General features: G+C 51.7%; 24 protein-coding genes. 13 read left to right on the top strand and 11 right to left on the bottom strand.

Annotated features, from left to right (window positions below):
- Window positions 1-13 precede the first annotated feature (13 nt).
- The 5 genes from AC2FNE_RS13040 to AC2FNE_RS13020 are packed head-to-tail and all read left to right on the top strand — an operon-like array spanning window position 14 to window position 4,718.
- Window positions 14-823, top strand: coding sequence for a BtpA/SgcQ family protein (locus AC2FNE_RS13040; protein WP_170473232.1), 810 nt, complete (start codon window positions 14-16; stop codon window positions 821-823).
- Complete coding sequence (locus AC2FNE_RS13035) at window positions 820-1,920, top strand: M42 family metallopeptidase (protein ID WP_496805530.1); 1,101 nt, start codon at window positions 820-822, stop codon at window positions 1,918-1,920. The genes AC2FNE_RS13040 and AC2FNE_RS13035 overlap by 4 nt, the downstream gene beginning before the upstream one ends.
- Window positions 1,920-3,413, top strand: a complete 1,494-nt coding sequence (locus AC2FNE_RS13030; RefSeq protein ID WP_496805529.1) for an FGGY-family carbohydrate kinase — start codon at window positions 1,920-1,922, stop codon at window positions 3,411-3,413. Before AC2FNE_RS13035 ends, AC2FNE_RS13030 begins: the two co-directional genes overlap by 1 nt.
- Window positions 3,410-3,961 carry an SIS domain-containing protein gene (locus AC2FNE_RS13025; protein ID WP_170473223.1) on the top strand — a complete coding sequence of 184 codons (552 nt, stop codon included), beginning with the start codon at window positions 3,410-3,412 and terminating at the stop codon, window positions 3,959-3,961. Before AC2FNE_RS13030 ends, AC2FNE_RS13025 begins: the two co-directional genes overlap by 4 nt.
- 4 nt (window positions 3,962-3,965) lie before the next feature.
- Window positions 3,966-4,718, top strand: coding sequence for a creatininase family protein (locus AC2FNE_RS13020; protein ID WP_170604946.1), 753 nt, complete (start codon window positions 3,966-3,968; stop codon window positions 4,716-4,718).
- Here AC2FNE_RS13020 and AC2FNE_RS13015 read toward each other — a convergent pair.
- The 3 genes from AC2FNE_RS13015 to AC2FNE_RS13005 form a co-directional block, all read right to left on the bottom strand.
- Window positions 4,711-5,628 (bottom strand): carbohydrate ABC transporter permease, encoded by a 918-nt coding sequence (locus tag AC2FNE_RS13015; RefSeq protein ID WP_496805528.1) that lies wholly within the window; start codon window positions 5,626-5,628, stop codon window positions 4,711-4,713. The two genes, AC2FNE_RS13020 and AC2FNE_RS13015, sit on opposite strands and share 8 nt — an antisense overlap.
- Before the next feature lie 2 nt (window positions 5,629-5,630).
- A complete protein-coding gene (locus AC2FNE_RS13010) occupies window positions 5,631-6,737 on the bottom strand; it encodes a carbohydrate ABC transporter permease (RefSeq protein WP_170473215.1) in 1,107 nt (368 codons plus the stop codon).
- A gap of 66 nt (window positions 6,738-6,803) precedes the next feature.
- Window positions 6,804-8,438 (bottom strand): extracellular solute-binding protein, encoded by a 1,635-nt coding sequence (locus AC2FNE_RS13005; protein ID WP_170473212.1) that lies wholly within the window; start codon window positions 8,436-8,438, stop codon window positions 6,804-6,806.
- 228 nt (window positions 8,439-8,666) lie between these two features.
- Here AC2FNE_RS13005 and AC2FNE_RS13000 point away from each other — a divergent pair, with 228 nt between their 5' ends.
- The 6 genes from AC2FNE_RS13000 to AC2FNE_RS12975 all read left to right on the top strand — a co-directional run bounded on the left by AC2FNE_RS13000 (window position 8,667) and on the right by AC2FNE_RS12975 (window position 15,910).
- On the top strand, window positions 8,667-9,731 hold the full coding sequence (locus AC2FNE_RS13000) for an ABC transporter ATP-binding protein (protein WP_496805527.1): 1,065 nt from the start codon (window positions 8,667-8,669) through the stop codon (window positions 9,729-9,731).
- A 22-nt stretch (window positions 9,732-9,753) separates the two neighbouring features.
- On the top strand, window positions 9,754-10,206 hold the full coding sequence (locus tag AC2FNE_RS12995) for an RbsD/FucU family protein (RefSeq protein ID WP_170473206.1): 453 nt from the start codon (window positions 9,754-9,756) through the stop codon (window positions 10,204-10,206).
- 8 nt (window positions 10,207-10,214) lie between these two features.
- The gene (gene rbsK, locus AC2FNE_RS12990) at window positions 10,215-11,147 is read left to right on the top strand and encodes a ribokinase (protein WP_496805526.1); all 933 of its coding nucleotides are present in this window, start codon (window positions 10,215-10,217) and stop codon (window positions 11,145-11,147) included.
- A 13-nt stretch (window positions 11,148-11,160) separates the two neighbouring features.
- Window positions 11,161-12,564, top strand: a complete 1,404-nt coding sequence (locus tag AC2FNE_RS12985; RefSeq protein WP_496805525.1) for an FGGY-family carbohydrate kinase — start codon at window positions 11,161-11,163, stop codon at window positions 12,562-12,564.
- Complete coding sequence (locus AC2FNE_RS12980) at window positions 12,561-13,208, top strand: class II aldolase/adducin family protein (protein WP_496805524.1); 648 nt, start codon at window positions 12,561-12,563, stop codon at window positions 13,206-13,208. Before AC2FNE_RS12985 ends, AC2FNE_RS12980 begins: the two co-directional genes overlap by 4 nt.
- Before the next feature lie 407 nt (window positions 13,209-13,615).
- Window positions 13,616-15,910 (top strand): rhodanese-like domain-containing protein, encoded by a 2,295-nt coding sequence (locus AC2FNE_RS12975; RefSeq protein WP_496805523.1) that lies wholly within the window; start codon window positions 13,616-13,618, stop codon window positions 15,908-15,910.
- 57 nt (window positions 15,911-15,967) lie between these two features.
- On the opposite strand, the gene AC2FNE_RS12970 is transcribed toward AC2FNE_RS12975, so the two are convergent.
- The 7 genes from AC2FNE_RS12970 to AC2FNE_RS12940 all read right to left on the bottom strand — a co-directional run bounded on the left by AC2FNE_RS12970 (window position 15,968) and on the right by AC2FNE_RS12940 (window position 22,580).
- Window positions 15,968-17,104 carry a hypothetical protein gene (locus tag AC2FNE_RS12970; RefSeq protein WP_496805522.1) on the bottom strand — a complete coding sequence of 379 codons (1,137 nt, stop codon included), beginning with the start codon at window positions 17,102-17,104 and terminating at the stop codon, window positions 15,968-15,970.
- 216 nt (window positions 17,105-17,320) lie between these two features.
- Entirely contained in the window at window positions 17,321-17,935 is a 615-nt protein-coding gene (locus AC2FNE_RS12965; RefSeq protein ID WP_170604958.1) for a class I SAM-dependent methyltransferase, read from the bottom strand.
- Window positions 17,936-18,070: 135 nt separating this feature from the next.
- Window positions 18,071-18,757, bottom strand: a complete 687-nt coding sequence (locus AC2FNE_RS12960; RefSeq protein WP_496805521.1) for an ABC transporter ATP-binding protein — start codon at window positions 18,755-18,757, stop codon at window positions 18,071-18,073.
- The gene (locus tag AC2FNE_RS12955) at window positions 18,754-19,503 is read right to left on the bottom strand and encodes an ABC transporter ATP-binding protein (protein ID WP_496805520.1); all 750 of its coding nucleotides are present in this window, start codon (window positions 19,501-19,503) and stop codon (window positions 18,754-18,756) included. Before AC2FNE_RS12955 ends, AC2FNE_RS12960 begins: the two co-directional genes overlap by 4 nt.
- A complete protein-coding gene (locus AC2FNE_RS12950; protein WP_496805519.1) occupies window positions 19,496-20,482 on the bottom strand; it encodes a branched-chain amino acid ABC transporter permease in 987 nt (328 codons plus the stop codon). Before AC2FNE_RS12950 ends, AC2FNE_RS12955 begins: the two co-directional genes overlap by 8 nt.
- Entirely contained in the window at window positions 20,479-21,399 is a 921-nt protein-coding gene (locus AC2FNE_RS12945; protein ID WP_496805518.1) for a branched-chain amino acid ABC transporter permease, read from the bottom strand. The genes AC2FNE_RS12950 and AC2FNE_RS12945 overlap by 4 nt, the downstream gene beginning before the upstream one ends.
- A gap of 50 nt (window positions 21,400-21,449) precedes the next feature.
- A complete protein-coding gene (locus AC2FNE_RS12940; protein WP_170604969.1) occupies window positions 21,450-22,580 on the bottom strand; it encodes an ABC transporter substrate-binding protein in 1,131 nt (376 codons plus the stop codon).
- Window positions 22,581-23,175: 595 nt separating this feature from the next.
- Between AC2FNE_RS12940 and AC2FNE_RS12935 the strand changes: the two genes are divergently transcribed.
- Complete coding sequence (locus AC2FNE_RS12935) at window positions 23,176-23,370, top strand: hypothetical protein (RefSeq protein ID WP_496805517.1); 195 nt, start codon at window positions 23,176-23,178, stop codon at window positions 23,368-23,370.
- Window positions 23,371-24,859: 1,489 nt separating this feature from the next.
- On the opposite strand, the gene yghX is transcribed toward AC2FNE_RS12935, so the two are convergent.
- Window positions 24,860-25,774: a YghX family hydrolase gene (yghX, locus tag AC2FNE_RS12930; RefSeq protein WP_170473176.1), complete on the bottom strand. Its 915-nt coding sequence runs from the start codon at window positions 25,772-25,774 to the stop codon at window positions 24,860-24,862.
- 667 nt (window positions 25,775-26,441) lie between these two features.
- Here yghX and AC2FNE_RS12925 point away from each other — a divergent pair.
- Window positions 26,442-26,834 carry a hypothetical protein gene (locus tag AC2FNE_RS12925; protein WP_170604975.1) on the top strand — a complete coding sequence of 131 codons (393 nt, stop codon included), beginning with the start codon at window positions 26,442-26,444 and terminating at the stop codon, window positions 26,832-26,834.
- Window positions 26,835-26,915: the final 81 nt, after the last annotated feature.

The following is a 26,915-nucleotide window of genomic DNA, read 5'->3' as shown; positions in this document are numbered from 1 at the left end:
GTTGGAGGGTGGATTGTCCAAATTTCTCAACGCTTTCGGAGTCGCGAAACCGGTAATTGGTATGGTGCACCTTGGTGCTTTGCCGGGCGCGCCCTTGTTCGATGCAGAACGCGGTCTGGATGGGCTGGTAGACGACGCACGCGCAGATTTGACTGCACTTCAGGTAGCTGGGTTCGATGCTGTTATGTTCGGCAACGAAAACGATCGACCATATGAATTTGAAGTAGACCGTGCCTCAACAGCTGCGATGGCGTATGTCATCGGTCAATTGAAGAATGAAATCTCTGTTCCCTTTGGCGTTAACGTACTTTGGGACCCGATCAGTTCCATTGCTTTAGCTGCCGGGACGGGCGCGGCGTTTGTACGTGAGATTTTTACCGGCACCTATGCCTCGGATATGGGGCCGTGGACCCCTGATGCAGGCGCGGCTATGCGCTATCGAAACGCATTAGGACGTAAAGATCTGGCGATGCTGTACAACGTGTCTGCCGAATTTGCCGATAGTCTGGACCGCCGTTCCTTGGCTGATCGGGCTAGAAGCGCTGTTTTCAGTTCTGTCCCAGACGCAGTTTTGGTGTCCGGTCAAATCACTGGCGAAGCGGCCGCAATGACCGATCTTGAGGCCGTGAAAGCTGTCCTGCCGGACACCCCGGTGCTCGCCAACACCGGGGTCAAACACAATACAGTCTCAGATGTCATGGCCATTGCAGATGGGTGTGTGGTGGGTTCAGCGCTGAAGATCGACGGCAACACGTGGAATGCCATCGACCCTCAAAGGGCGAGTGACTTTATGGTGCGCGCAAGGGCGGCGCGTGGGTCATGATTGATCGACTACGCAAAGATCTTATCAACTTGATGAGAATTCCTGGGCTTAGTGGCCACGAGGATCGCGTTCGTCATGCCATCGCCGATCTTTTGATGGCCGAGGGAGTCGAAAGCCGATCCGATCGCATGGGCAATCTGATTACCACATTCGAAGGTGAAGCGAATTGCCCGTCTGTGATGCTGTTTACGCATATGGATCAACTCGGGTTCATCGTGCGGAAAATCGAAGACAATGGTTTGATCCGCGTCGAACGTTTGGGCGGCGTTCCAGAACGCGCCTTGGCCAGCCAAGCTGTAACCCTTTGTGTAGGGACGGGAAAGGATGTCGACGGCGTACTTTATAACAAAAGCCATCATGCGACGGCGCCGGATGAAAAGTACCAAGTTTTAAAGGCCGGTGACGTGTTGATCGACACGGGCCATGGTAGCCGGGATGCAGTCGAAGCCGCCGGTGTACGAATTGGCACACCCGGCGTATATCGCCCTAATGTCTTGCCTTTGGCGGAAAATAGGATCGCCGGAACAAGTGTTGATGACCGTGCTGGGTGTGCGGTTCTGCTGGAAGTTGCTCGACGCCTAAAGTCCCTCGAGAACGGTCCGACGGTTCATTTGGTTTTTTCGGTTCAGGAAGAATTCAACTTGCGCGGTGCAGTGGTGGCCGCACAGAGCTTGAAGCCGGACATGGCCATCCAGGTCGATCTGATGTTGGCAACTGACACGCCAGAGATGGCGGATCGTGGCGACATGCTGCTTGGCGGTGGACCGGGAATTTCGCTCTACTCGTTCCATGGACGCGGTACGTTGAATGGCGTAATTCCACATCCTTCGCTTGTGCGTTTGATGGAAGAAACTGCTGAAAATGAGTCTATTCCGTTGCAGCGCAGCGCCCAGGTTGGGGCGCTAACTGACTTAAGCTATGTGCAGCTGGTAGGGGAGGGGGTCGCGTCAATCGATGTCGGTTTTCCAATGCGCTATTCCCATTCCAGCCTTGAGGTTTGCGACCTGAATGACCTTGAGGCCTTATCGCGACTTCTGATCGCAGCGCTTCAACGCATTGATGCGGGCTTTCCTTTGACCCGCGATGGTCAAGCCTGATGGCATACACTCTTGGCATAGATATCGGCACTTTCGAATCCAAAGGAGTTTTGGTTGACGGCGAAGAAAAAATTGTCGCCACCGCTGCACGACCGCACGAAATGCTGGTCCCTCAGCCCGGTTGGGCAGAGCATCGCGCCGACGAGGATTGGTGGGGTGACTTTGTTTTTATCACGCGCGAGCTTTTGGGGGCTTCCAACGTTTCCTCTAACGACATCAAAGCCATAGCAACCAGCGCAATTGGGCCTTGCATGTTGCCTGTAGATCCAGATGGTCAGCCATTAATGAACGGTGTGCTCTATGGCGTCGATACCCGGTCCGAGCGTGAAATCGCGGAACTAACCAATCAAATAGGCGAAAACCGCATAATGAAGGTGTGCGGCAACGCTTTGACCAGCCAATCCGTTGGGCCAAAAATTCTTTGGCTGCAGAGGAACAGACCTGAGATTTGGGCGCAAACGGCGCGTATCCTTACGTCGACCAGTTATTTGACGTTCAAGCTTACAGGCGAATACGTAATTGATCACTATACTGCCGCAAACTTCAGCCCAATCTACGATGTGAACCAGCTGAACTGGACGGACGAACTAACAGCAGAAATTGCTGGGCCGAACATGTTGCCGCGACTGATGTGGTCTACCGAGATCGCTGGCCATGTGACGCCAGAAGCCGCTGTAGAAACAGGTTTGGCGGTTGGAACGCCGGTGACCTGCGGCACGATCGATGCAGCGGCAGAGGCAGTTAGCGTGGGAACTCAGGCCGCTGGTGACATGATGATGATGTATGGTTCGACCATTTTCATCATTCAGGTCACGGATTCTCCGGTTCGCGATCCGCGTTTATGGTACGCACCTTGGCTGTTTCCGGGTAGCCATGCCTCGATGGCTGGTCTGGCAACCAGTGGAACCCTTACCCATTGGTTTCGCGATCACTTCGCTAAGGAGTTAACCCGCGAGAATGCCTTTCCGATTTTGGCAAAGGAAGCCGCCGCTTCCGCGCCGGGATCAAACGGGCTTTTGTTCCTGCCGTATTTTTCAGGCGAACGTACGCCAATCCATGATCCAAAGGCTAAAGGAACATTCTTTGGTCTGGACCTGACGCATACCCGCGGCGATCTTTACCGGGCGGTCCTGGAAGGCATCGCCAATGGTACGGCCCATGTTGTTGAAACTTATCGAGATGTTGGTCATCCACCTGTACGTGTATTGGCTGTCGGAGGCGGGACAAAAAACGAGATCTGGTTGCAAGCCACCTCTGACATAGCGCAAGTTCCTCAAGTCGTTTGCGAAAAAACTATTGGTGCCTCGTTCGGTGACGCTTTTTTGGCTGCTTGCGCTGTGGGAATGGCGCGACCAAAGGATATTGATCGTTGGAACCCAATTGATCGGCTGGTTCAGCCGCAAAAGCATGCAGTTTATGAAAGACAGTATCTGCTGTTCAAAGATCTCTACCAATCAACGCGCCACATCGCGTCAGCGCTTGGGAGAGCATGACGGAGGCGTTCGATAGAGCGATCTCAGAACTTGCGAGTGTTGCTCGTGAGATCGACCATGACGCAATTGAAACCGCGTGTCGCATGATCTGCGAGGCCCGCAGAGTCGTACTGTACGGTTGCGGGCGCGAGGGGTTGCAGATGAAAGGATTCGCAATGCGTCTGTTCCACCTGGGATTTGACGTTTCAGTGCAGGGCAGTATGACGACACCCCCGGTCGGCGTAGGCGACTTATTCTTGGTCTCTGACGGACCCGGCCGGCTAGCGACCGTCAACGCTCTGACAGATATCGCCCGTTCCGCCGGAACCAAGGTGGTGTTGTTCACCGCAGAACCAGATACCAAGATTGCCTCCAAGTCAGATTGCACCGTTGCAATTCGTGCTCAAACCATGGCCAGCGACCAAGGCTCGGATAAATCACTTTTGCCTATGGGTTCGGTTTATGAAGGGGCACTGTTTTTGCTCTTCGAAATCATGGTGCTGCGTCTTTGCGACCTTACCCAAGCGGATTCGACCGACATTCGGGCCCGACATACCAATCTGGAGTGAGCGGATGCGATTTGAACTAATGCTTCCACACCAAATCCGAGATGCCATTGAACGCAACCTTCCAGTCTTGTTGCCTTTGGGTGTTCTTGAATATCACGGTGAACACATGGCTGTGGGCATGGACATGCTTGCTGTAACCCGGATTTTGGATCGGTTAGAGCAAGAATTGGACATTGTGATCTTGCCGCAATTTGCCTACGGCGCGGCCAGCTACGCGGTTGAACGGCCCGAAGGAGCCGGATCAGTACACGTTGGCGCCGACAAAATTTTGCCGATTGCCGAAGAGATTTTTTTCAGCCTTTTGCGTGTTGGTTTTCGCAACATTCACGGGTTCATTCACCACCAGACCGAGAACTTTACCGCTGGAATGCCAACCGATCTGGCGTTCAAACTAGCAGGGCGGCAGGCAATTTTCAGGTTCTTGGAAACTCAGTATGGTGAGGGTTGGTGGGGTAGCGACAGAATGCGCGATTACTATACTCAGCACGACGAAGGCATCGACCCTTTCAATTGGATTTGCGTTCATCCTTTGATGGATGAGAAAATTACCCAAAAATATCCTTTTGACCACGCCGGGATAGGAGAAACGTCACTAATGATGGCGCTTGCTCCTGAAGTCGTCGACCGCGACCGGTTTGGTGATAATTCAGGTTGGTACACTGAAAGCGCAAAAGATGCATCGGCTGAACTTGGCGAAATGGGCGTCGGTCTCATATTGGATCGTTTGAAGGAGTTGCTCGTTCGCGACGCTACTTGACCGCCCCTGCCGCCATGCCTTTGATTATGAAACGTTCCAGCGCGATGCCGATCACGATCAAAGGAAGGATCGCAGCAAAACTCAAGGCAGCCATGGACCACCAGGAAATACCTTGCGATCCAGTTTGACTGGCCACCATGACCGGCAAGGTTTTTGCATGACTGGAAGTTAACAGCGCGGCAAAGAAGTATTCGTTCCAGGTTAGAACCAAAGACAAAATAAACGATGCGACCATACCCGGCGCGGCAATGGGCAGAATGATTGTCAGAAACGCCCCCCAAATCGAAAGCCCGTCAACTAGGGCCGCTTCTTCCAGTTCTGTCGGGATTGACCCGAACTGGTCGCGCATGATCCAAATTACAATCGGGAGCACGGTCAACGTGTAAAGCAGTATCAGCCCGATACGCGTATCAAGCATCGCTAGGGACTTGTACAAAACCAGAAAGGGCAGCGCTAAGACCACTGGTGGTAATATCAACTGGCTAAGAAAAAAGAATGAAATGTCAGAGTTGCGCATAAAGCCAAAGCGATAGTTGAACCGGCTGAGCCCATAGGCTGCCATGCTGCCAAGCGCGACGGCTAAGGTTGAAGCTGACAAAGCCACAACCGTTGAATTCCAGAACCTCTTCAAAAATTCCTCGCGCACCGTGCTTTCGTTCCCGATCGTGTCCGGGGAAAGCCCCAGTGACCGCCAACCAAGCCATTTGGGTGTAAAGTCCCACCACGGTACCACATTGCCCTTCATCACATCCGGCGCGGTTTTGAAACTGGTTGTGATGGTCCAGAAAATTGGGAAGATCGCAATAATGGCCCACAGGATAAGGATGCCGTAGATAATGAGGCGGCCCGAAATGCGTCGCGCTCGGTAGGCGCGGTCGGTATCACTGTCATAAAAAATCTGGCTGCTCATCGTCAATACCTTGGGCGCATCCAGCGTTCAGCCGCTTTCATCAGGATGGTCATCGCGATGACGATCAGGATCAAATAGAAAATTGCCAGCAACGTGCCGTAGCCCACATTGGAGCGGTCGCGATATTCTCGAAAAATGAAAGATGTTACGCTGTCTGTCGCTCCGCCCGGGCCACCAGAAGTGACGTTGATGATGATATCAGCAAGCTTTAGTTTGAAAATAATCCGGATCAGAATAGCCGTGATGCTGACCGGCAGCATCAACGGGAACGTGACCTCCCAGAACCGCCGCCAGGCGCTGGCGCCGTCGACCTCAGCCGCTTCATTCAATTCACGCGGGATCGCCTGAAGACCGGCCAGTATCATGATCATCATGAACGGTATATAGGTCCAGGCGTCCATTAGCATGATCATCAGACGTGCCACCTCGGGCGACGAAAAGAATGAAGGGTTATCAACACCCAGTTCCCGAAGCATCCGGGAAATTGGGCCAAAACGATTTTCGAGCATCGACTTGCCGATCATCCAACTGACGGCCACAGGTGACAGCATCAACGGCAAAAGAAACGCGACCCTGAAGAATTTTCGTGCGCGAATTTCCGCGTTTAGCAAGATGGCCAAGCCAAAAGCAATCCCGTATTCCACGATGATCGCCAGCGTGTAATAGACCATATTTTTCAGAGCGTTCCAGTAAAACGGGTCGCTCCACATTTGGCGGGCGTTATCCCAGCCATTAAATTGACGTCCATCCGGGCTGGAAAGGTTCCAATCCGAAAACGCGATCACCAAGCCGAATAGCAGTGGAAAAACGACCATGGAGACGACAAAAAGCGTGGCAGGCAAAACAAAGAGTGATCGCTTTCCATGTTCCCCGCGCGCGATGACCTGTCCTGCACACAGACAAATGCCCCAAAGGACATAGGCATAGAGTGTCGGACGCCAGTTTTGAAAACCGATGTCTATCCAGCCATTCTGATCCGCTGTTTGAAGGAAGGCGACAAGGAACATCAGGCCAGCAGAACCCCAGACAATAGTCTTGCCAAACCGCCTGCGCCGGTCGGAAATTTCGTCTGCCGTTACGACATGTAAAAGATCGCCTTCAGAGCTCATTTCCGATTTGTTCTGCCTTGCTTTGTCGTGTACGGGCCGACAATTGATTTGCCGGCCCGAAGATTTTTACATACCAAGTGACGCTTTGTAGAGCGCAATCTGGCTTTCTCGGCCGATCTGGTCAGTGATCTTTTCCCAGGCTGCCGCGATCGCGTCAGCGGTCTCCTGAGCCGATCCGTACTGGCCGGCGTACCCCTTCGCAAGTTCGTCCTCGGCAACAGAATAGTACTGGAAAATGCCAGGGATGCGGGGTTCGATTGCCGCGTTCGGGTGGTTGTAACTGTCGGCGTTGGACCCGAGATAATCCTCGACGAACGCGCGATCATAACCTGCGGCCTCCCATTCATCGAACTGGAAATGAGAGTTCCGATAGGGCTGGAAGCCTGACGGATAGGCCGACATCCAAAGCGAAATGTCTTTGCCGCCCAAGTGCGCTGCGGCGCTCCAGGCTGCTTTGCGCTTCTTCTCGTCGCCCGATACGCGTTTGGTCACGTATACTCCCCAACCAAGGTAAGCCATGTTGGGTGCTTCGTTGTAGTTATCTTCCCATTCTCCGGTCTGACTATTGTAAACGCGGTCCGAGCCAGGATTGATACCAAATCCTACAACGTCGCCAACTACGGACGTGTCTGACGTTCTGGCGTTAGAGCCAATGTCACCCCACCACATCAACATCGAACCGGAACCAGCAAGGAATTGTTGGAAACCTGTCGTGCCGGGGTCGGCGTTGATTTGGTCTGCCGGGTAAGCGCCAGCTTCGATCAGATCCAGCACATCCTGAATTGCCTGAACCCATGCAGGGTTGTTTACCCGAGGTTTCATCGTGTCAGGATCAAAGAGCCAAGCCGGATCGCCGGGATGTTTGGCGTAAGCTGCAGCGCGGTTTTCAAGGAAATAGAATCCAAAGCCGCCCCAACCTTTGAGCGGATCAAGATATCCATGTGCGGGAAGGCCAGTTAGCGGATCCTCTTTTCCGATCAGGTCCTTTGAAACGGCATTGACTTGCTGCCAGGTGCGCGGCACTTCGGCTCCGCCGATGGCGCCTTCACCGAAATAATCGGTTCTATAGGCAAAGGTGTGGCAGTCGCCGTCAATTGTGATGCGGTATTTTTTACCGTCCCATGTACCAACCGGTGGCTTTAAGTAACCCACAAGATCGTCTTCCTCGATCTGCTCACCGACCCAGTCCGGCATTTCATCCAAAAGACCCTTGCCGGCTGTATCACCTTCAAATGGTGCGCCCATTTCGATGATGTCGAAATCGACTGTACCAGTCGCAATCGCTTGCTGAAGACGCGGGTTATAGTCGGCCTGCGCAAGGTCAACCCAGTTGATCTTAGCACCCGTGTAGGCCTCCCACGGTTTCAGGAATCCTCGGAAAAGGAAGTTGTGAAGGTTCTGGTTGTTGAGCCCCATAAAGGTAAGTTCAACACCTTCAAACTCGCCCTCGGCTACGCGTTCCTTTGTTGGCCCAAGCGTCATTTCACCGACCTTCTGCCAATCGGCATCCGTGGGCGAACCCTGGCCGACACCAGGAATTTTCAAGATTTCGGCTCTTAGGTCAGCATGACCATCGGCAAGCGCCGCAACTGGCACTGTGCCCCCTACAGCGGCCAGAGCGCTAACGCTGGCGGCCCCTTTCAGCATTCTGCGGCGGCTCATCTGAGCGCGCACAATTGCGTTGTAATGTTCGACTTTCACGTGTTCCTCCCTTTCAATGCGAGGGTGGCCCCCCAGATTTCTCGACGATCCTCCTAAGTTCAAATGCCTAAGCTGATGACACTTGCAAATTGATTTTTCTAACAGCCTGGCAGATCGAAAAACAATCTCAGCCAATCTGCAAGCTGTCAAGTTTACCAATTGGTTAAAAGTAGACACCCCGGAAACGAGCGGTTAATCGTTTAGGGGTTGCCGCATGGATAGGGTGAAATGGCAGACGTCAAAGTACGCGGATTGAGAAAGTCGTTTGGATCAACAGAAGTCCTGCACGGGCTGGATTTGGACATCAAAGATGGGCAGTTCGTGGTGCTGGTTGGACCATCCGGTTGCGGAAAGTCCACACTGCTGAGAATGATTGCCGGACTGGAGAGTATCAGTGAAGGCGAAATCGCGATCAATGACCGTTTAGTCAACAACTTGCCACCGGCCGAGCGCGACATCGCAATGGTGTTTCAGAATTACGCGCTTTACCCGCACAAAACTGTCGCGGCGAACATGGCATTTCCGCTTCGGATGCGAAAAATGGAAAGCTCTGTGATCGAGGACCGGGTATCACGCGCGGCTGAAGTATTAGGGCTGACAGAGTATCTTGGGCGATACCCTAGGGCGCTTTCGGGCGGCCAAAGGCAACGCGTAGCTATGGGCCGTGCCATTGTGCGCGATCCGCAAGTTTTCTTGTTCGACGAGCCGTTATCGAACCTTGACGCGAAGCTCAGAATTCAAATGCGGGCGGAAATTCGTGAGCTGCATCAACGCCTTGCCACGACTACTATTTATGTCACCCATGACCAGATCGAAGCCATGACGATGGCCGACCAGATCGTCGTGATGAATTCAGGAAATATCGAACAAATTGGCGCGCCTTTGGAACTTTATGACCGCCCGGCAAATACTTTTGTTGCGGGATTCATCGGTGCGCCATCGATGAACTTTTTAGATGCCGTCGTGTCAAAAAATGGATCAGCCGCAGTTGCGAACGTTCTAGGAGCAGGCCTGCCGATACACGAGCCGGACGGGTTGGTTGATGGGCAAAAAATCACATTGGGTATTAGGCCCGAGGACACAAACCTTTCCGGTGACGGCGTACAGGGCGAAATCATGGTGGTCGAACCGACCGGGTCCGAAACACATTTGGTTATCCGGTCTGATGGACGCGACTATGTTTCCATCGTGCGCGAACGACAGGCGTTTTCTCCGGGGCAGAGTGTTTCAATTTCCGCCGACCCATCGAAAATTCACTTATTCGAAAGCGACACGGGGCAGCGCATCAACTGAAAGACCCAAGGAGGATAGACAAGTGCTCAAAGGGATTGACCCAAGGCTAAACGCCGATGTTTTGTACGTCTTACGCGCCATGGGGCATGGGGATATGCTGATTGTTGCAGACACCAATTTCCCCTCCGAGTCTATAAGCCGCGCAACTGTTTACGGTGAGCTGTTGCGTATGGAAAACCTCACTGCCGCCGAGTCAATTGAGGCGGTTCTCTCGGTCTATCCGCTAGACACATTCGTTGATGATTTTGCCGGTCGTATGGAGGTGGTCGGTGAGCCCAACACCGTGCCGCCAGTTCAACAGGAAGTTCAGGAAAAAATCGACGCGGCGGAAGGGGCCCACCGCCCAATGGTGGGCATTGAACGCTTTGATTTCTATGATCTTGCCCGCGAAAGTTATGCAGTGATCCAAACGGGCGAACGTCGATTCTATGGATGTTTCATGCTGCGTAAAGGCGTAATTCCGCCAGAAAGTTGAGGGGAAAAATGGCGGGAAAAATTGCGATTCTAGGCGTTTTTGTTGCTGACACCGCTTATCGCGCAGAGCGCGCCCCTCGCATGGGCGAAACGATCCTGGGAAACAAGTTTGCACTTGGCCCCGGTGGAAAAGGTTCGAACCAAGCGGTCGCAGCGGCCCGCGCGGGTGGCGAAGTTCATTTTATTTCGCGGCTGGGTCAGGACGATTTTGCTGATATGGCCCTGAAAACTTGGGCAGAGGCTGGCGTTACAGCCGCGGTTACCCAAGACCCAGACAGTTTCACTGGCGCAGCATACATCTTTATTGAAGAAGCCTCGGGCGACAACGCGATTATCATATGTCCCGGCGCAGCTGGCGATATCTCGGTCACAGACGTAGAAGCCCGACGTGATCTTATCGAAAGTGCCGCGGTATTCGTTACTCAGCTGGAACAGCCCATGGCAGCGGCGGAACGTGGTTTGAGCATTGCACGAGCGGCTGGGGCCAAAACCATTCTGAATCCTGCACCTGCCGCTGAGATCCCCGCCACTATGCTGGCGCTTTGCGATTTTGTGACACCCAATGAGTCCGAAGCAGAAGGTATCACCGGCGTCGCTGTACACTCCATCTCGGATGCCGAGAATGCTGCGGACGTAATGCTATCCAAAGGTGTCGGCGCGGCTTTGGTCACACTTGGAGAACAAGGCGTTCTTTTCAAAGACCGCGAAAACTGCACCCATATACCAGCGATGGTCGCAGGTCCCGTTTTGGAAACTACCGGTGCAGGCGATGCCTTCAACGGAGGATTTGCTGCGGCATTGGCCGAAGGAAAGGACCCGGTCAGCGCAGCGCGCTTTGGATGCGCCGTCGCTGGGATATCGGTTACCCGCGCCGGGACTGCCCCATCCATGCCGACGCGGGATGAAGTGGATGCGCTGTTGGCTGCAAATCCAATAATCTAATTGGATGTCGATGATGACGACGAGTGCTGGTCGTTCAAGGGTTCCACGATCCGTCGTCGTATTGGATGTCGGCGCAACCAACGTCGACGTTGTCCAATTTAGCTCTGAATTTCAGATAATAGATAAATGCAGTACAACTTCCTTGCGCATTCCCGCGCCACCTTACCTTAGTTTAGACGCGGAAAGTGTTATTAATTTTGCGCTGCAATCGATCCAAACGTTTGACCAGAATGTGCCGGTTGACGCGATTGTGCCATGCACCCACGGTTCCGCTGTTGCCCTTTTGAATGGCAAGGGGGAATTGGCCTTACCTGTGATGAGCTACCTTTCCCCAGTCCCCGATCATGTTGCAGTTGCCTACAAAGAAATCGAGCCGCCGTTTTCGGAAGTCTTTGCTCCAACAAATCCTGGCGCACTCACGGTGGCACGCCAGCTTTTTTGGCAGGAACATGAGTTTCCGGCAGATTTCGCACGCGTGCGTACGATTATGCCTTACCCACAATACATTGCTTTTCGCCTGTGCGGCGAGCGAAGCAGCGACATTAGTTCGCTCGGTGCTCAAACACATCTTTGGGCACCTCGTGATCGCAGTTTCAGTAGTCTTGCTAGAAATCGCGGCTGGTCCACTCTGATTGAACCATTGCGATCGGCAGGCGACGCACTTGGGCCACTGCGTGGTATCGATCTAAAAGGCGAAGGGATCGTGTTTTGCGGTATTCACGACAGCAGCGCCAGTTTTCTGCAAGTTGCGCAGCTGGAACCTGTGGTGCTGCTTTCCACTGGGACGTGGATCATTGGCTTTGACACTGAGGCGAAATTGACTTCCCTTGACCCGCTTCGCGACCAGGTTGCTAACGTCCGTCCCGACGGACGACCCATCGCCAGCGCACGGTTTATGGGGGGCGAGGAATTTTCAATGATCGCCAAAGTTTCCGGCGATGCGCAGCCGAGCTTAGCAGCGGTCCAAGACCTGATAGACGGCGGCACTATGGCTTTACCCTCATTCACGGACAGTGGTGGCCCAATTCCGGGGACGGGAGGGCGTGGAGTAATCATTGGCCCTCAACCTGAAACCGAAGAGGGCTTGGTCAGCTTGGCCACACTATACGTCGCGCTTATGACGACCCAGCTTCTCGAGGGCCTCGGATCGACGAAACTTGTCCTGGTCGATGGAGTGTTCGCGGAAAGCAAAACATTCATGGCATTACTCGCTCGCCTTTTGCCAGATCGGGAAGTTTTCTCAATCCAAGGGACCGCTGGCAGCGCACACGGAGCAGCCAGTCTTGTGTTACAGGATCGCGCACCCAGGTTGAAGCTGAAGGAAATCGCTGCGGCGAAACTTAGGGGGCTGGATGACTACCGGGAAGTCTGGGTTGAGAAAGCAAAGAAAAATCAAAAGAACGGGGTTCGCCAATGACCGAGCACAACATACGGCAAGAAATCATCGACGCTTGCTTGCAAATGAATTCCAGCGGACTGAATCAGGGCACGTCAGGGAATATTTCGGTGCGCGTGGGCCACTCAATGCTGATTACTCCTACTTCTGTCCCATACGAACGAACAACGCCCGACATGATCGCTAAAATCGATCTTTCCAAAGAGATGACAGGCGCATGGGAGGGTAACGCACCGCCATCCTCAGAATGGCGGTTTCATTGGAAGTTACTGAAAAACCGTCCTGAATTCAGCGCCATAGTGCACGCCCATCCACCCTATTGCACCACCCTTGCGATCCTGCGCAAACGCATTCCCGCGTGTCACTACATGGTGGCTGCGTTTGGAGGCGATGACGTGAAATGCTCTGGATACAGCGCCTATGGCACCGAGGAACTTGCTGTGATGGCCCTGTCTGCAATGGAAGGGCGGAGTGCTTGTCTATTGGCCAACCACGGCATGATTGCGGCTGGGGCCGATTTGGAAAAAGCGATGTGGCGAGCCGTCGAACTTGAAACACTTGCACGGCAGTATTGGCAAGCGCTTCAGGCCGGCGACCCGATTATTTTAGACCAGAAAGAAATTGAAGAGACGCTCCGCCGGTTTCAAGGCTATGGAGTTGGTTAAGCTTGCGACGAGCTTTCAAAATCAGCAACTGACAGGCTCCTCAATTATCTCAACGGGGATATTTCGAAACAATGAAAGGCATAGCGTTTTGTCCTCGAAAAGGATGTTGTGCAAATTTTGCGAAGGCCCAAATAAATATTAAAAAAACACTTTAGTTTTGGATCGTTTGGGCGGCTTTCGGCTGTTACACAACCCAAGCTGTGAACTACCCTTGCCGATAAACAAGAGAGTTATTGCTAACCAAGGTGGGTAACTGGGCCAACGCTTGCGTATCTTGATTAGTTAGGGTGTTTTTTGTCGAACCATCACTTCGCCCGTAGTTTGATACATTCGGCTGTGACTAATTTCGAGAGGGTACAGTCGAGTTTTGCAAAAAATTCTGTTATTCTCCATACCGGAGGTGCGACATGGAGCGAAGGATTGCAGCTATTCTCGCCGCCGATATGGTTGGTTATTCGCGCCTAATGGAGGCCGACGAGACTGGTACGCTTGAACGGCAAAAGCGACACCGGATTGAACTAATCGATCCCAAAATTGACGCACACCACGGCCATATAATCAAACTGACAGGCGATGGGATGATCGCCGAATTCCCTAGCGTAGTGGAAGCGGTGCATTGTGCGGTTTCTATCCAGGAAGCTATGGAAGCACGCGAGGAAGATGTCTCCGATGATCGAAAGATCCGATATCGGGTTGCGGTCAACCTCGGCGACGTGATCTTTGACGAAGGCGATATTTACGGGGATGGAGTTAACATCGCCGCACGACTGGAAGAACTTGCGCCTGCGGGTGGTGTGGTCGTGTCTGGCACTGCCTATGATCACCTGAAAGCAAACGTGGAAGTTGGTTATGAGGATCTGGGCGAAAAGAGATTAAAAAACATCTCAACCCCCGTCAGGGTCTATCGAGTAGTTCCGGGTGGGCAGCCTATGGTTTCCAGCGCCAGAACGTTTCCGTTTAAAGCCGGGATATCGGTAGCGGCGATTGTTCTGTTGGCGGCATTATTGATTTGGCGACCATGGGAACCCGAGTTTGCTCCTGCCTCGGTAGATCAAATGTCCCATCCTTTGCCCGACAAGCCATCACTCGTTGTTCTACCATTCGAGGATTTTAGCGACAATCCTGAACATGCCTTCTTTGCTGATGGCATCACCGAAGATCTAATTACGGATTTAAGCAAGTTGTCGGGCATATTCGTGATTTCACGAAACTCCAGCTGGACATACAAAGACAGAGCCGTCAAATCTCAGGAGGTCGCCGAAGAACTGGGTGTGCAATACATCCTCGAAGGAAGTCTGCGTCGGGCAGGTGATCAGGTTCGCGTGAATGCTCAGTTGATAGACGCTCTAAGCGGTCACCACATTTGGGCCGACCGCTATGATAGTAGCGTTCAGCAGGTCTTTGAACTTCAAGATCAAGTTTTGCAGGAAATAACGTCCGCTCTTGCGGTTCAACTAACGGCTAAAGAAAGGCAAGGGCTTGGCGCGACAGAAACCGAACATCCTGAAGCTTATGACGCGGTATTGTACGGCCTCGAACTCTTGCGCAGCGGCAACTCGGATGACACTTTGATTGCTATCTCCAAGTTTGAAGACGCAATCGCAATCGACCCGGATTATCACAGGGCTTATGCGGCCTTGGCTGCCGCACATTGGCGAATTGTGCAAAGTGTATGGTTTCTTGCGATGGGTGGTGGATTTGAACGGTCGTGGAAAGAGGTGGAAAGAAGCCTGGAAAAGGCGATGGAGGCGCCTTCAGCTCTGGCATATTCGGTTCAAGCTGAAATACTTGTAGAACAGGGTCGCCACGCCGAGGCGTACAATGAAATTGACAAGGCGCTCGCTTTATCGCCTAATGACCCAGACATACACCTCGTAAAAGCCAAGGTTCTGAACGCGACAGGACGCGCGCACGAGGCGGAAGCTGCGGTCAGGTATGCGTTACGTTATGACCCGCTTGAACCAACGCGCTATTTGCGCGAATTGGGCGTGTCTCAGCTTCATCAAAAGAATTACCAAGACGCTGTGAGTACGATGCGCAGGGTGCTCAAGCGCAACTCTGATATCGTAGCAGATATAACGACTTTGACATCCGCACTTGGCCACCTTGGTCAACTTGACGATGTGCCCGAGCTGATTGAACAGTACGACGCACTTGCAGTTCCGTCGTATTATGATCCCTTTACTGCCGAAGAAAGTCTTATCTGGTGGTATGGTGATATGTACGGATATGATCCGGATTATCGCCGACACCTATATGATGGCGTTGTGAAGGCGGGCGTGCCGGCCAGTGCCGGAAGTGATCTTGATTACGATGAAGTTGCTGACCTGATCAAACGGGACGAAGGCTTATATTACCCTGAGAGTATCCCACGGATTAATACAGAAGAAGCACACGCACTTTGGAAAAAAGGTGAGGCACAGTTTGTAGATGTGCGCGCATTGCTGGATTTTAATGCGGGGCACATACCCAATTCTGTCAATTACTCTCTTATGGTCGAGCTGTCACGAGAAGCCCTGCTGGAAATCGCAAACCTTGATGACACACTGGTATTCAGCTGTCATGGGCCACATTGCCCATATTCAGCATATGCAGCAGTCAAGGCGCAACTTTGGGGGTTCCGGGACGCGCGATATTATTCGGGTGGCTTTCCCGATTGGGTCGAGCAAGGTCTTCCGACGGCCACGATCGAACAGAATTAATCCAGTTTTGCTGGAAACTGCGCTAAAATCGTAGTCGCCGACTCTCTCAACCTAGGCTTAGTCGCTACTCGCGAGTTCTTTTTTGATTTCCTCGTCGAGGTTGGGAACCTCGTCGTCCGATGAGTCACTGACTTCACTGTCGTCGTCATCTGCTTCGTCGTCGACGGAATACTCTTGATCCTCTGCCGAGTTGTCGAGCGCTGCTTTAACCGCCTCGTCGTCAGGATTGGAGGTTCGTACGGCGTCAAGGACGTGGTCTTGCTGTTCCGCTGCGACCAAGTCGTCGTCAGAGAAATCGCCTTTATAATGATCTAAAAGGTTTGCTTCTGTTTCGTGCACTGCCTCGGCAGCTGCCAATTGCTCCTCTGTCGGACGATCAATCGTGTTCCCTTCGTCATCTGTAGTGAGGTCATAGGCTTCTTTAACAGATTGCGCGGTCGCCCATTCTGCTGACTCCGTCAATTCAGGATCGGCCAAAATATCCTCTGCTTCTTCCAGAGTCATTGGGGGCGCATCCAAAAGATCAAATGCCGCGGCAATGTCCTTAACGTCTTCAGCGCTCAAAGAGTTTTCTTCACCCATGAGGTGATTGAAATTGGCGTCTGCCACAGCAAGGGCTGCTGCAAGGCTTACGGGCCCTTTACCTTTCGCATATTGATCGTTCGCAATATGCGCGAGCTTTGCATTTATGCTGGAGTTGATTGCGCCATTAAGTTTGCCGAGGTTGCTTGGGTGAAGTGTGAAATCGTCGACAAGACTTGCTTTTCTGCTTGGCGGTTTCACAGACTGTTTGACAGAGGTGCTTTTTGTACGAGTTGCGGTAACCTGCGATTTGCTACCTTTGAAAAGACCCTTGATGCCGTTTTTTTGCAGGTTGCGGCCCAAAGTTTGAAAATCTTCTTTGACAGCACGCCCAATTCTGCCTTCTTTTTTGGGCTTACCGCCTCTGCTCGCCGAATTCGTATTTTTTCCATTCAGCTTTTTGTCTGAACCCCAGCCTTTGTTTGCACCTGATTTCCCGGCGTTGTCGCCTTTCCCACCGTTGTTGTTTCCGCCATTTCCACCTTTGCCTCCGCTGTTGCCGTTACCATTTTTCGCGTAGGCGTAATCGGCAGTCAAAACCGTTGCGACAGGGACGGTCACGAAAGCAGACAGAGCAAGCGCGGACACACTTATTTTTAGAAAGTTCAACACGGTAGAAATCCTTTCTACTTCGGGGGCCTCGGGTCATCGCGAATTGAAATATACCGTCATTTATTGTGATGCCTGAATAAGGTCAGATTACGGCAGCTTTCGGGCCATGCGGTGCGCTTGTCTTCCAAAAATTGCTCTCAACCAAACCCGGTCAGTTTGAAAGAAACCAATCATTCAAGACTTGGTGAGCTTCTGTTTAGAGGCTTTATCCTCGGCTCATAGTGTTTTTTGAAAAAGGCTGTATTGAAACGATTGTTCTAGATCCCAGGGCGTAAGGTGGAGATGAAAACGATGTGTAACTAGTGTGAATCTTTCACCCAAAACTTCGTTCAGGCTTTCGGGGCTATATCTTACGACATCGAGTCCGCTGCACTTTGTTGGTCCGTCAGGCGCGAAAGTCGCTATTACGGCATGCCCATCCAGAGCCAAACTGTTGGAGAGCTGATCTACGTAAGCAGCCCTGTCCGCTGGATTGACAAGGAAGTGGAACACTGCGCGATCATGCCAGATGTCAAAGACCCGTGTGGTCTTCCACGTCGTTACATCAGCCACAATCCAATTAACTTTCTTACCACGGTCGCCTAGCCGGCGACGCGCCGACTTGATTGCGCAATCGGAAAGGTCAAGAACCGAGATATCGCAAAGCCCAAGCTCAAGAAGACGATCCACGACACGTGATGTTCCCGCGCCGATGTCGACGACTGAAGACTTTGATGTCAGACCTGCTTGCAACATCAATTCCAGCGAAACAGTCGGATCATCCTGATGCCAGCTCAGGTCTGCTTCGACCTTCTCGCCATATATTCTGTCCCAGTGATCTTTTTTGCTCATGCCAGTTCCTTGAGTATCGCTTTGAAGCATACAAGGAAAAGGAGTTTTTTGCAGCGGCCCAAATTGTCGAATTTGGAGCAACTTAAGCCATTGCTCCAAAGCCGAGTAAATCCGGCCGACAACCTAATTTGAGCTTCAGATACCTATGTATTTTTCGGTAATCTCATGTGACAAACTAGTCATTTTGCCGGACCAAACTGTTCTACCGCGTTCGAGTATTATTGCTCTTTCCGAAATGGCGGAAAGTTCTTTTAGCGACTTGTCGATTAACAAAATTGCGACGCTGGTTTCCTGTTTTAGTTGCCGAATGGCGGCCCAGATCTCTTGCCTGATAATTGGCGCCAGACCTTCTGTCGCCTCATCCAAAATCAGCAGGCGGGGGTTTGTCATCAATGCTCGGCCAATGGCAAGCATTTGTTGTTCGCCCCCGGAAAGCGATCCCGCTCGCTGGCCTTTTCGTTCGTCTAACCTTGGGAACAGTTTGGTTACTTCGTTAAGATCCCATTCTCCGGGACGAGCTGTCGCTATCAGGTTTTCACGCACCGTCAGATCGGAAAAGCAGCGTCTTCCCTCAGGAACAAGGCCGACTCCCTCGCGGGACACCTTGTAGCTGGGAAGATTCTGCAGGTTTAACCCATCCAAAGTGATAGTGCCTTTTGAGCGGATCATTTGGCAAATTGACTTTACGGTGGTCGACTTTCCCATTCCGTTCCGTCCCAGCAACGCGGTAACTTCGCCTTTTGCTACGGTCAAATCAACGCCGAACAAGGCTTGGCTGACTCCGTATGAAGCCGTGAGGTCCCGGACCGTCAGAAAACTCATACAGCATCCCCCAGATAGGCTTCCCGCACTTCCTTTCTGTTTCTTATTTCGTTTGGTGTCCCGGTTGCGATGACTTTGCCGTAGACCATTACGCTGATCCTGTCTGCCAGCGCAAAGACAGCATCCATGTCGTGTTCCACCAACAAAATAGGAGCTTCTTTCCGTAGCCCATCAAGGAAACTTGTCATTTGCTTTGAACCCTCTACGCCTAACCCGGCCATTGGTTCATCCATAATGAATGCGCGGGGCGAAAGTGTAAGCGCAACGGCGACTTCCAATTGGCGACGCTGTCCATGGCTGAGATTGGCACAACGCGTGTAACGCTCTTCGATCAATCCAACGCGCTCTAAAGCTAGCTCTGCCCGTTCGCACAGATCCCTTGTTTTCAAAGCGCTTTTCCAAAAACGCCCTACAGCGCCTTCGGCACCCAAACTCCCTAACACAACATTTTCCATTACGGTGTCTTCCATGCAAAGATCAGACACCTGAAATGTTCGGCCGAGGCCAGCTCGGGCACGCGCAAATGTGGACAATTTCGAAACATCTTGTCCGTCGAGCGTTACGCGTCCGCTATCCGGTTGCATTTCACCGCAAATCTGTTTGATGAGCGTTGATTTCCCTGCGCCGTTCGGCCCAATGATCGCATGGATTTCTTTGCTATTAAGATCTACTGACACATCTCGTGTTGCATTCAGCGCTCCAAAACTTTTGGTAAGACCATGGGTCGCGAGTATCGGCCTATACATGCGCGCCCTCCTTGCCGGTGATAAGACCGATAAGACCGCCACGTCCGAACAAAACTATGCAAAGCAGGATTATTCCAAGAAAAACGTGCCAGAAATCAGTTATTTCGCCAAGAAAATGCTCAAGCGCTACGAATACGCATGCCCCAATAACTGGTCCCATCAATCGACCCACACCACCGATGATAATCAGCACGATCAATTCACCAGACAATTGCCAGCTAAACATTGTTGGCGAGACAAAGCGGTTCAAATCTGCAAACAACGCTCCTGCTAACCCGGTAACAGCGCCAGACAAGACAAATGCCAGCAGTTTCACACGAGTGGGGTTAAGGCCGACGGCCGCCACCCTTGATTTACTCTGACGGGCCGCATTCAACGCCAATCCGAACGGCGAAGATTGAAGGCGGGCGAATAGAACGAGAGTTACGCAAAGAAGAACAAAACAGATGCCGAAGAACTCGATCGGAACAAGCGTGTTTAGGCCCGGAAATCCGTTGCGCACGTAGATCGATAGCCCGTCTTCGCCCCCATACTGCGCCCACGAAATTGCGAAATAATAGAACATTTGGCCGAAAGCGAGCGTTATCATGATGAAGTAAACGCCGGACGTTCGTAACGAAAGCAGACCAATGACAAAAGCAACGGCGCCCGAAAGAAGCATTGCAACCAGCCAGATGACCGGCATGGAATTTGTCCCGCCTGTCTCAAACAAACCAAGACTCAATGTCGTATAGGTCTGAGCGTGATAAGCAAGTATACCCATAGCGTAGCCACCGATCCCAAAGAAGACGGCGTGACCAAAGCTGACCATCCCCCCAATGCCCAGCGCGAGGTTCAGCCCAACTGCGGCCAAAGCAAGGATCACCGCCCGCGTCGCCAGAGTGATCGTAAAAGGCTCATCCATCGCCTGCGCCCAAATAGGTAGCAAAAGAAGCCCGACCAAAACGAAAAAGTTGAGATAGCGTTCCTCAAACTTCATGCGCGAGCTCCGAACAACCCAGTTGGACGCCAGATCAAAACAAGTCCCATCAGAATGTAAATTCCCATCGATGCGATAGCCGATCCGCTTTTTTGCGCGGCGCCTGAATCCATAAACAGCTTGAACAATTCGGGTAGAAACACGCCGCCCAGCGTGTCGGTCAGACCAACCAAAAGTGCCCCGATGAAAGCCCCACGGATCGACCCGATACCACCAATGACGATAACGACAAACGCCAGAATAAGGACCGGTTCACCCATACCGACCTGAACCGATTGAATTGCGCCCACAAGCGCACCAGCGAGACCAGCAAGCGCCGCCCCCAAAGCGAAGACCAGTGTGTAAAGTTTAGAGATATCAACGCCTAACGCGGCGATCATCTCTCGATCATTTTCCCCGGCGCGTATCTGAATTCCGATGCGGGTGCGTTCGATTAGCAACCAAAGCCCACCCGCGATCGCTATTCCCGTCAAAATAATGAACAAGCGATAAAGAGGATATTCGATCCCACCGGGCAAGCTCACCGGGCCGGACAGCCCTTGCGGAATGTTAAGAAAAAGTGGGAAAGAACCGAATACCCACCTTGTGCCCTCTGAAAAGATCAGGATCAGGGCAAAGGTGGCCAAGACCTGATCTAAGTGCGGGGCGTCATAAAGCCTCCGTATTATACCGATTTCGATAATCGCGCCTGCCAACGCCGCAGCTGCAAGCGCGGCAACGAGCCCCGCAAAGAATGAGCCCGTTGCCCCCGCAACGGCAGCTGCTGCAAACGCACCGACCATGTACAGCGAGCCGTGGGCGAGGTTGATCAACCCCATCACGCCGAAAATCAGCGTCAGCCCAGCAGCCATCAAAAAGAGCATGACGCCGAATTGCAGCCCGTTAAGGATCTGCTCGAAAATTAAGATCGAAGACATGAAAACTCCGAATGCCTGCCTGCCTAAATTTGAAGGCAGGCAGGAATTGATCACATTTTGCAGTCGGCAGCGTAAGCGTCGGAGTGATTTTCCAGAGCTGGACCGATGATCTTGTTTGTGAATACATCACCTTCTTTGACCACTTCACGAGCGTAGATCGTTTGCACCGGATGGTGGTTCTGCCCGAAAGCAAATTCTCCACGCGTGCTGTCAAAATCAGCCGCACGCAGGGCTTCACGGAATGCATCTGCATCAGATGGATCAGCCTTCTCAAGTGCTGACAGAAGCAGGTTCGCCGTATCGAACCCCTGGCTTGCATAAAGCGACGGCAAGCGGCCGTATTCGGCTTGGAAGCTTTCGACAAAAGCTGCGTTAGTCGGATTGTCGATATCCTTGTTCCACTGCGAAGTGTTCACGACGCCCAGCGCGGCATCGCCAACTGCCTGAAGGATGCCTTGATCAAAGCTGAACGCTGGACCGACAACCGGAAGATCTATACCGCTGTCCGCATATTGCTTTAGGAAAGAAATCCCCATCCCACCAGGAAGGAAGAAAAAAACGCTGTCGGCATCACTTGCCCTGATCTGGGCGATCTCGGCTGCATAATCTGTTTGACCAAGCTCTGTATAGACCTCACCAGCCAAATCACCGCTAAAGAAGCGTTTGTAGCCAGTTAGCGCGTCAGTGCCCGCTGGATAGTTCGGGGCCATTATGAAGGTATTCTTATAGCCGGCGTTATTAGCATAAGCCCCCGCCGCCTCATGCAAGTTGTCGTTCTGCCAGGCAACATTGAAGTAATTTTGGTGACAACCCTGACCCGCAAGCGCAGAAGGTCCAGCGTTTGGTGACAGATAGAACACATTTTGGTTTACCGCTGCAGGCACGACAGCCATTGCCAGATTTGACCAGATAATGCCCGTCATTACATCAACACGCTCGGACTGAATCATCTTGTCGGAAAGCTGCACAGCGATGTCCGGCTTTCGTTGATCATCCTCAATCACAACCTCAATGTCGTCTCGACCGGATTGCGCGATTGCAAGCATAAATCCATCGCGCACATCAATTCCCAAGCCCGCTCCGCCGCCTGAAAGCGTTGTTATCATCCCTACTTTGACTTCAGCCAAAGCACCCGTTGCGAAAAGCGCCGCTGCTGTCGCAGCCAAAAAACACTTCTTCATTTACTTCTCCCTTATGGTCATTCTTTGTTCATACAAAATTCGAACCCTATGAACACCTAGGTCAGAAAATTTCTTTTTGTTTCAACTGAACCTGTCGATCGCGTGAATCCCAGGCGCAAGTTGCAGTAAAGGAAACTGCTGAACCGTTTATAGACAGGCTGTTGTTGCGCACCTAAGGCTTTAAGCTACTGAACGGTTGTTACTTCTAAAAAGTTCTGATTTCTCAGGGTTCTTCGATCAACATTTCCTCGACTGGCGTACCTGAAAGTTGCGTTCTGTTTTGACATTGGCCTTTTTGTAGATGGATGTGTTCTGCGACTTGATCGCGTCCCCGTTGGTTATTCTCAACTCAGCGAATTCGCCAACAGAAAGCGGCACAGGATGCTGTACTCCACGTTTCGCGAAGGTTTCTCAGTAGGTCGATCCGGAGGAGTTTAGACTAAAGTTGTTTGGATGCATGAACGAAAATCCTCTCTGCGGTAACAACTCCCCTCATACTCGCCCCAGAGTGGCCACTGGTCAGGTGTTTATTTTGCTTCGCAGCCAAAGATCGAAGAAGGATCCTCCGGTATGATCCAGTTTCTTGATCTCAGGAATGAGCTACCACATTTCCGGATATCGGTGTCGAGCGCTTTTCGAAGCAAAAATCCCTGCGTCTGGTGCAGGTGAAATGATCGTAATGCCGTCTTACTTGATCCATTTGGTCCATCCGAACCACGGCAAAGACAGCCGGGCTATTGTTGGAACCAATGCGAGCTTTGGCTGGCCAAGGTCATATCAGGCCGATTAGCCTCTCGGTTTCGGCCTTTAGCGCACCTAATTCTGTCGAAATGTGGCGAATCGGAAAAGACCTAACTGGTTTGCAAGGCAGGTGCTGACATCCTGCAGCACACAAAATCACCCGCAGTTCAGGTTTGGGATTCGACTCGTGATGTATTGCGGCAACAGGTCAAGTTCCAAAGAGCTTGGGAGTGCCACTCGTGGGAAACCTGAACGGTATTCTGGGCGAATATGTGCCGTCGCGAGGCAAGTTTCCGCTGCGTAAATGCGCATGCTCTTTGCGACCTGCCAGAGTTCCTCTATCTCGAGCGGAAAGTTCTGCTAAGGGGCGATGCGAGCAAATGAAACTATCTGCACTGGAGGTCTGCTGTATACTCCTTGCGGCTGCGGTAGCGGCGGCTGGGTTTGTAGGGGCTGCAAGCACATTGCTTTCGGTCATTTGAGGCTGATAATTCAAATTTTGCCAGGTTATTTCCATCCAACCACACTAGGTGCGGATCGAATTTTTCTATTCTATTCAAAACAGTGCCGGGATTCCTGATGTCTCGATTGGGACAAAGGTGTGAGTTGACGGTGTTTGACAACTTTTAGCACCCATACGGTAGCGTGTTGCAATCAGTGAGCGATTAAAAGCTCATGCTGCACGCACATTGCATTCGCCTTAGTATTGCCATGTTTTGGCTTAAGCTGACCATGCGTAAGGCATTTTCAGCTACTACAGTGAGCAACACCAAGATGGGCCCAAACGTCGAGCAGATACCTGTACCCCAGAACCTTGTCGGTACAAATGCGGCAGTTTTTTTCTTGTTGAACAAGATTGAGCAACAAAGAGCGCAAAGTAGGAGTGTCACTCTAAGTTCGAATTCCCGGGTGAAACCTGAAGTTCCGGTAGAACAAAAGGTGGCAAGCACTCAGCCGTTGATCCTCACGGATGAGTTTTTGTTCACATAAAATGATTTCGGTTGGCATTCAGTGACTGTCGCGAACATCGCGTCTCACGAAATGCTATTTCAACGAAATTGAGACCACCTTCTGTTCCCTCGGTAGTTCTCTGGCTCGGTAGACTGCCAAAATCGATCCACTCCAATTATCTTCGAGGCCTCGGTCAACATTGCTGATTGCTTGAAGGCGCTCGAATTAATGACAGCTTTAAGTAATCGAAAGGCTAGTCGGCGATAGAAGGATCATCTCTGAACGAGATTCACTGTCCCAAACCTCAACTAACCCCATCACGGTGGGGTTTTTCTTTTGCAGTAAGCAAAACCGACCTCCCGATCAGACTCGCGGCCAGCACTGGAAGGCGGGATATCAAATCAGCCAAGATTAAGAAGATAAGTGAACTTGGAAGTCATATCTTTGCCCAAAAGTACCTATTGGCAAAACACAGATGGCTATGCCTGCAGGCGCCAAGATGAGGTTGTCAGGCGCCCAGACAGCAAAGGCATCATTGGCGCAGGAAGTCAGAAGTTACCCCTTCACAGTGACATCGCAGGTGTATTTTAACCCGCCAGGTACGTGCGAAACCAAGCGATCATACGCTCTTCCGCCAGTTTTGCCGCCGCTTGGTCGTATCGAGGTGTCGTGTCGTTGTGAAATCCGTGGTTCACGCCGGGATAGATGTAAACTTGGTAGCGCTTGTCATTTTCGACAAGTGCTTTTTGAAACTCAGGCCACATCGCATTTATCCGTTGATCCAGCGCAGCAAGCTGTATCATCAGGGGGGCCTCGATAAGACCGACCTTGGCGTTGTCCGGCGCGGCTCCGTAAAATGGAACACCAGCTGCCATTTCTGGGTAGGCCACTGCCAATTTGTTCACGACGCCTCCGCCGTAACAAAATCCGGTTGCTCCCACTTTTCCATTCGTACCGTCCAACGCTTGAAGAAACTCAAAACCTGCAAAAAAGTCGTTTAGGAGAAGTTCGCGATCCAGGCTTCGCTGCATTTCGCGACCTTCATCGTCATTTCCCGGATACCCACCAAGCGATGAAAGCCCGTCTGGACCCATCGCGACAAAACCAGCCTTGGCAACGCGACGCACAACGTCTCGAATGTAAGGATTGAGGCCGCGGTTTTCATGTACAACCAGAACTGCCGCAGGCGGTCGATCGGGGTCAATCTGGGTTGGACGCACGAGATAGGCCGACACATCACCGGTTCCGTCCGGGCTACTATAGGTGATTTCTTCGGCCTGAATCTCCGGGTCGTCTTCTGCGACCTGTTGAGCCAATGCGTAATTGGGTGAAAGGGTGCTTAGTATTGCCGCTGCGGTTAATCCACCTACAGCCCATTTTCCAGCGCGATCGAGGAATTCCCGCTTTGAAATCCTCCCATGCGCATAGTAATCGTACAAATCGAGAAGTTCTTGGTCGAAATCTGCTGCGGTGAGACGTTGGGTTCGGGTTTGATCGTTCATTGAGAGTCCTCCATAGTCTCGATGGAATTATCTGTAGCACAACCTTGCCAGCAGCCTGACTGTCCATTTCGTTTCAGAAAAGCTTTTTCGCCCAGATTGCGGTGACAAGTGGGGCAGAACTGTGCGCTGTGCCTAAGGTTTAGACGACTGGTTTGGTGCAAGACATGAAATCAATCCATCCACTTGCCGTGGCTCAGCCCAGTTTAAGTGCAGAACTCAGGTCATCGATCTCACTAGCGATGACTAACTTTTTAGGTAAGACAAGCCGCGACAATTGCCTTAGTCTCGTCGGGATTTAAGTCGTGAAAACCCGTGGGACGATAGCCTTCTAGTTAAAGGCACGCAGCTTTTCACTTTGGCCAGTCGCCCAAGCACAACTAAAAGTAAACTTTTAGCGGGTCATGTAAAAACCGGACGACCACTAGCGTAAACACAAATAACTTAGGAAATATCAAAGGAAAAAATTATTGCACCTTCCAGCAAAGATCCTGAAATAAATCCGTCTAAAGAAGGAGTTTTATTTCGATTTAGACAACAAAAACTAAAACACCTAAATTTATTAGCACTTTAAAAGTGAACAACCTAAAATTGCTTTAAGTAATTGCAAACATCTTTATATTGTGTTATTGAGTTGAGATTGCCAAGCTTATTTGATCAGGAGTTTCCCATGGACAAACTTAGTGTGCTCGGCGTTCTCAAAGACAACCTTGCTCCAAATTTGCTAAGAGAAATCGAAGCTTCCCTGCCGGACGACTTCGCCCTATCAGACAATCAGAACCAGAACCAAGGCAGCCTTGAGGAGATTTCGCGCATGAAGCCCGAGATCCTTCGCGAAGTCGGTATTGGGTCGGTGGGCGGTGGCGAAGAAGTCATGGACAACCAAAATCAAAACCAGGGAAAAATGGAAGAATTGTTGGCCATGAAGCCGGCTGCGCTTCAAAACCTGAAGACGGTTCTTATGGGTGGCGGCGAAGAGGTAATGGACAATCAAAATCAGAATCAGGGATCTTCGGAGATGCTTGCCGAAGGGTCTTCCAAGCCTCGTCGATTGCGAAAGTAGTCCATTTAGTTCGAATGTTTGCGATCCAAAGGTCGCAAGCATTTGACGAGTGGTCGAATTCACGTTTGGTTTTCTGACTGC

Source organism: Ruegeria sp. YKSD179, from assembly GCF_059612885.1.
This window is presented reverse-complemented; position numbering and strand designations above follow the sequence as displayed.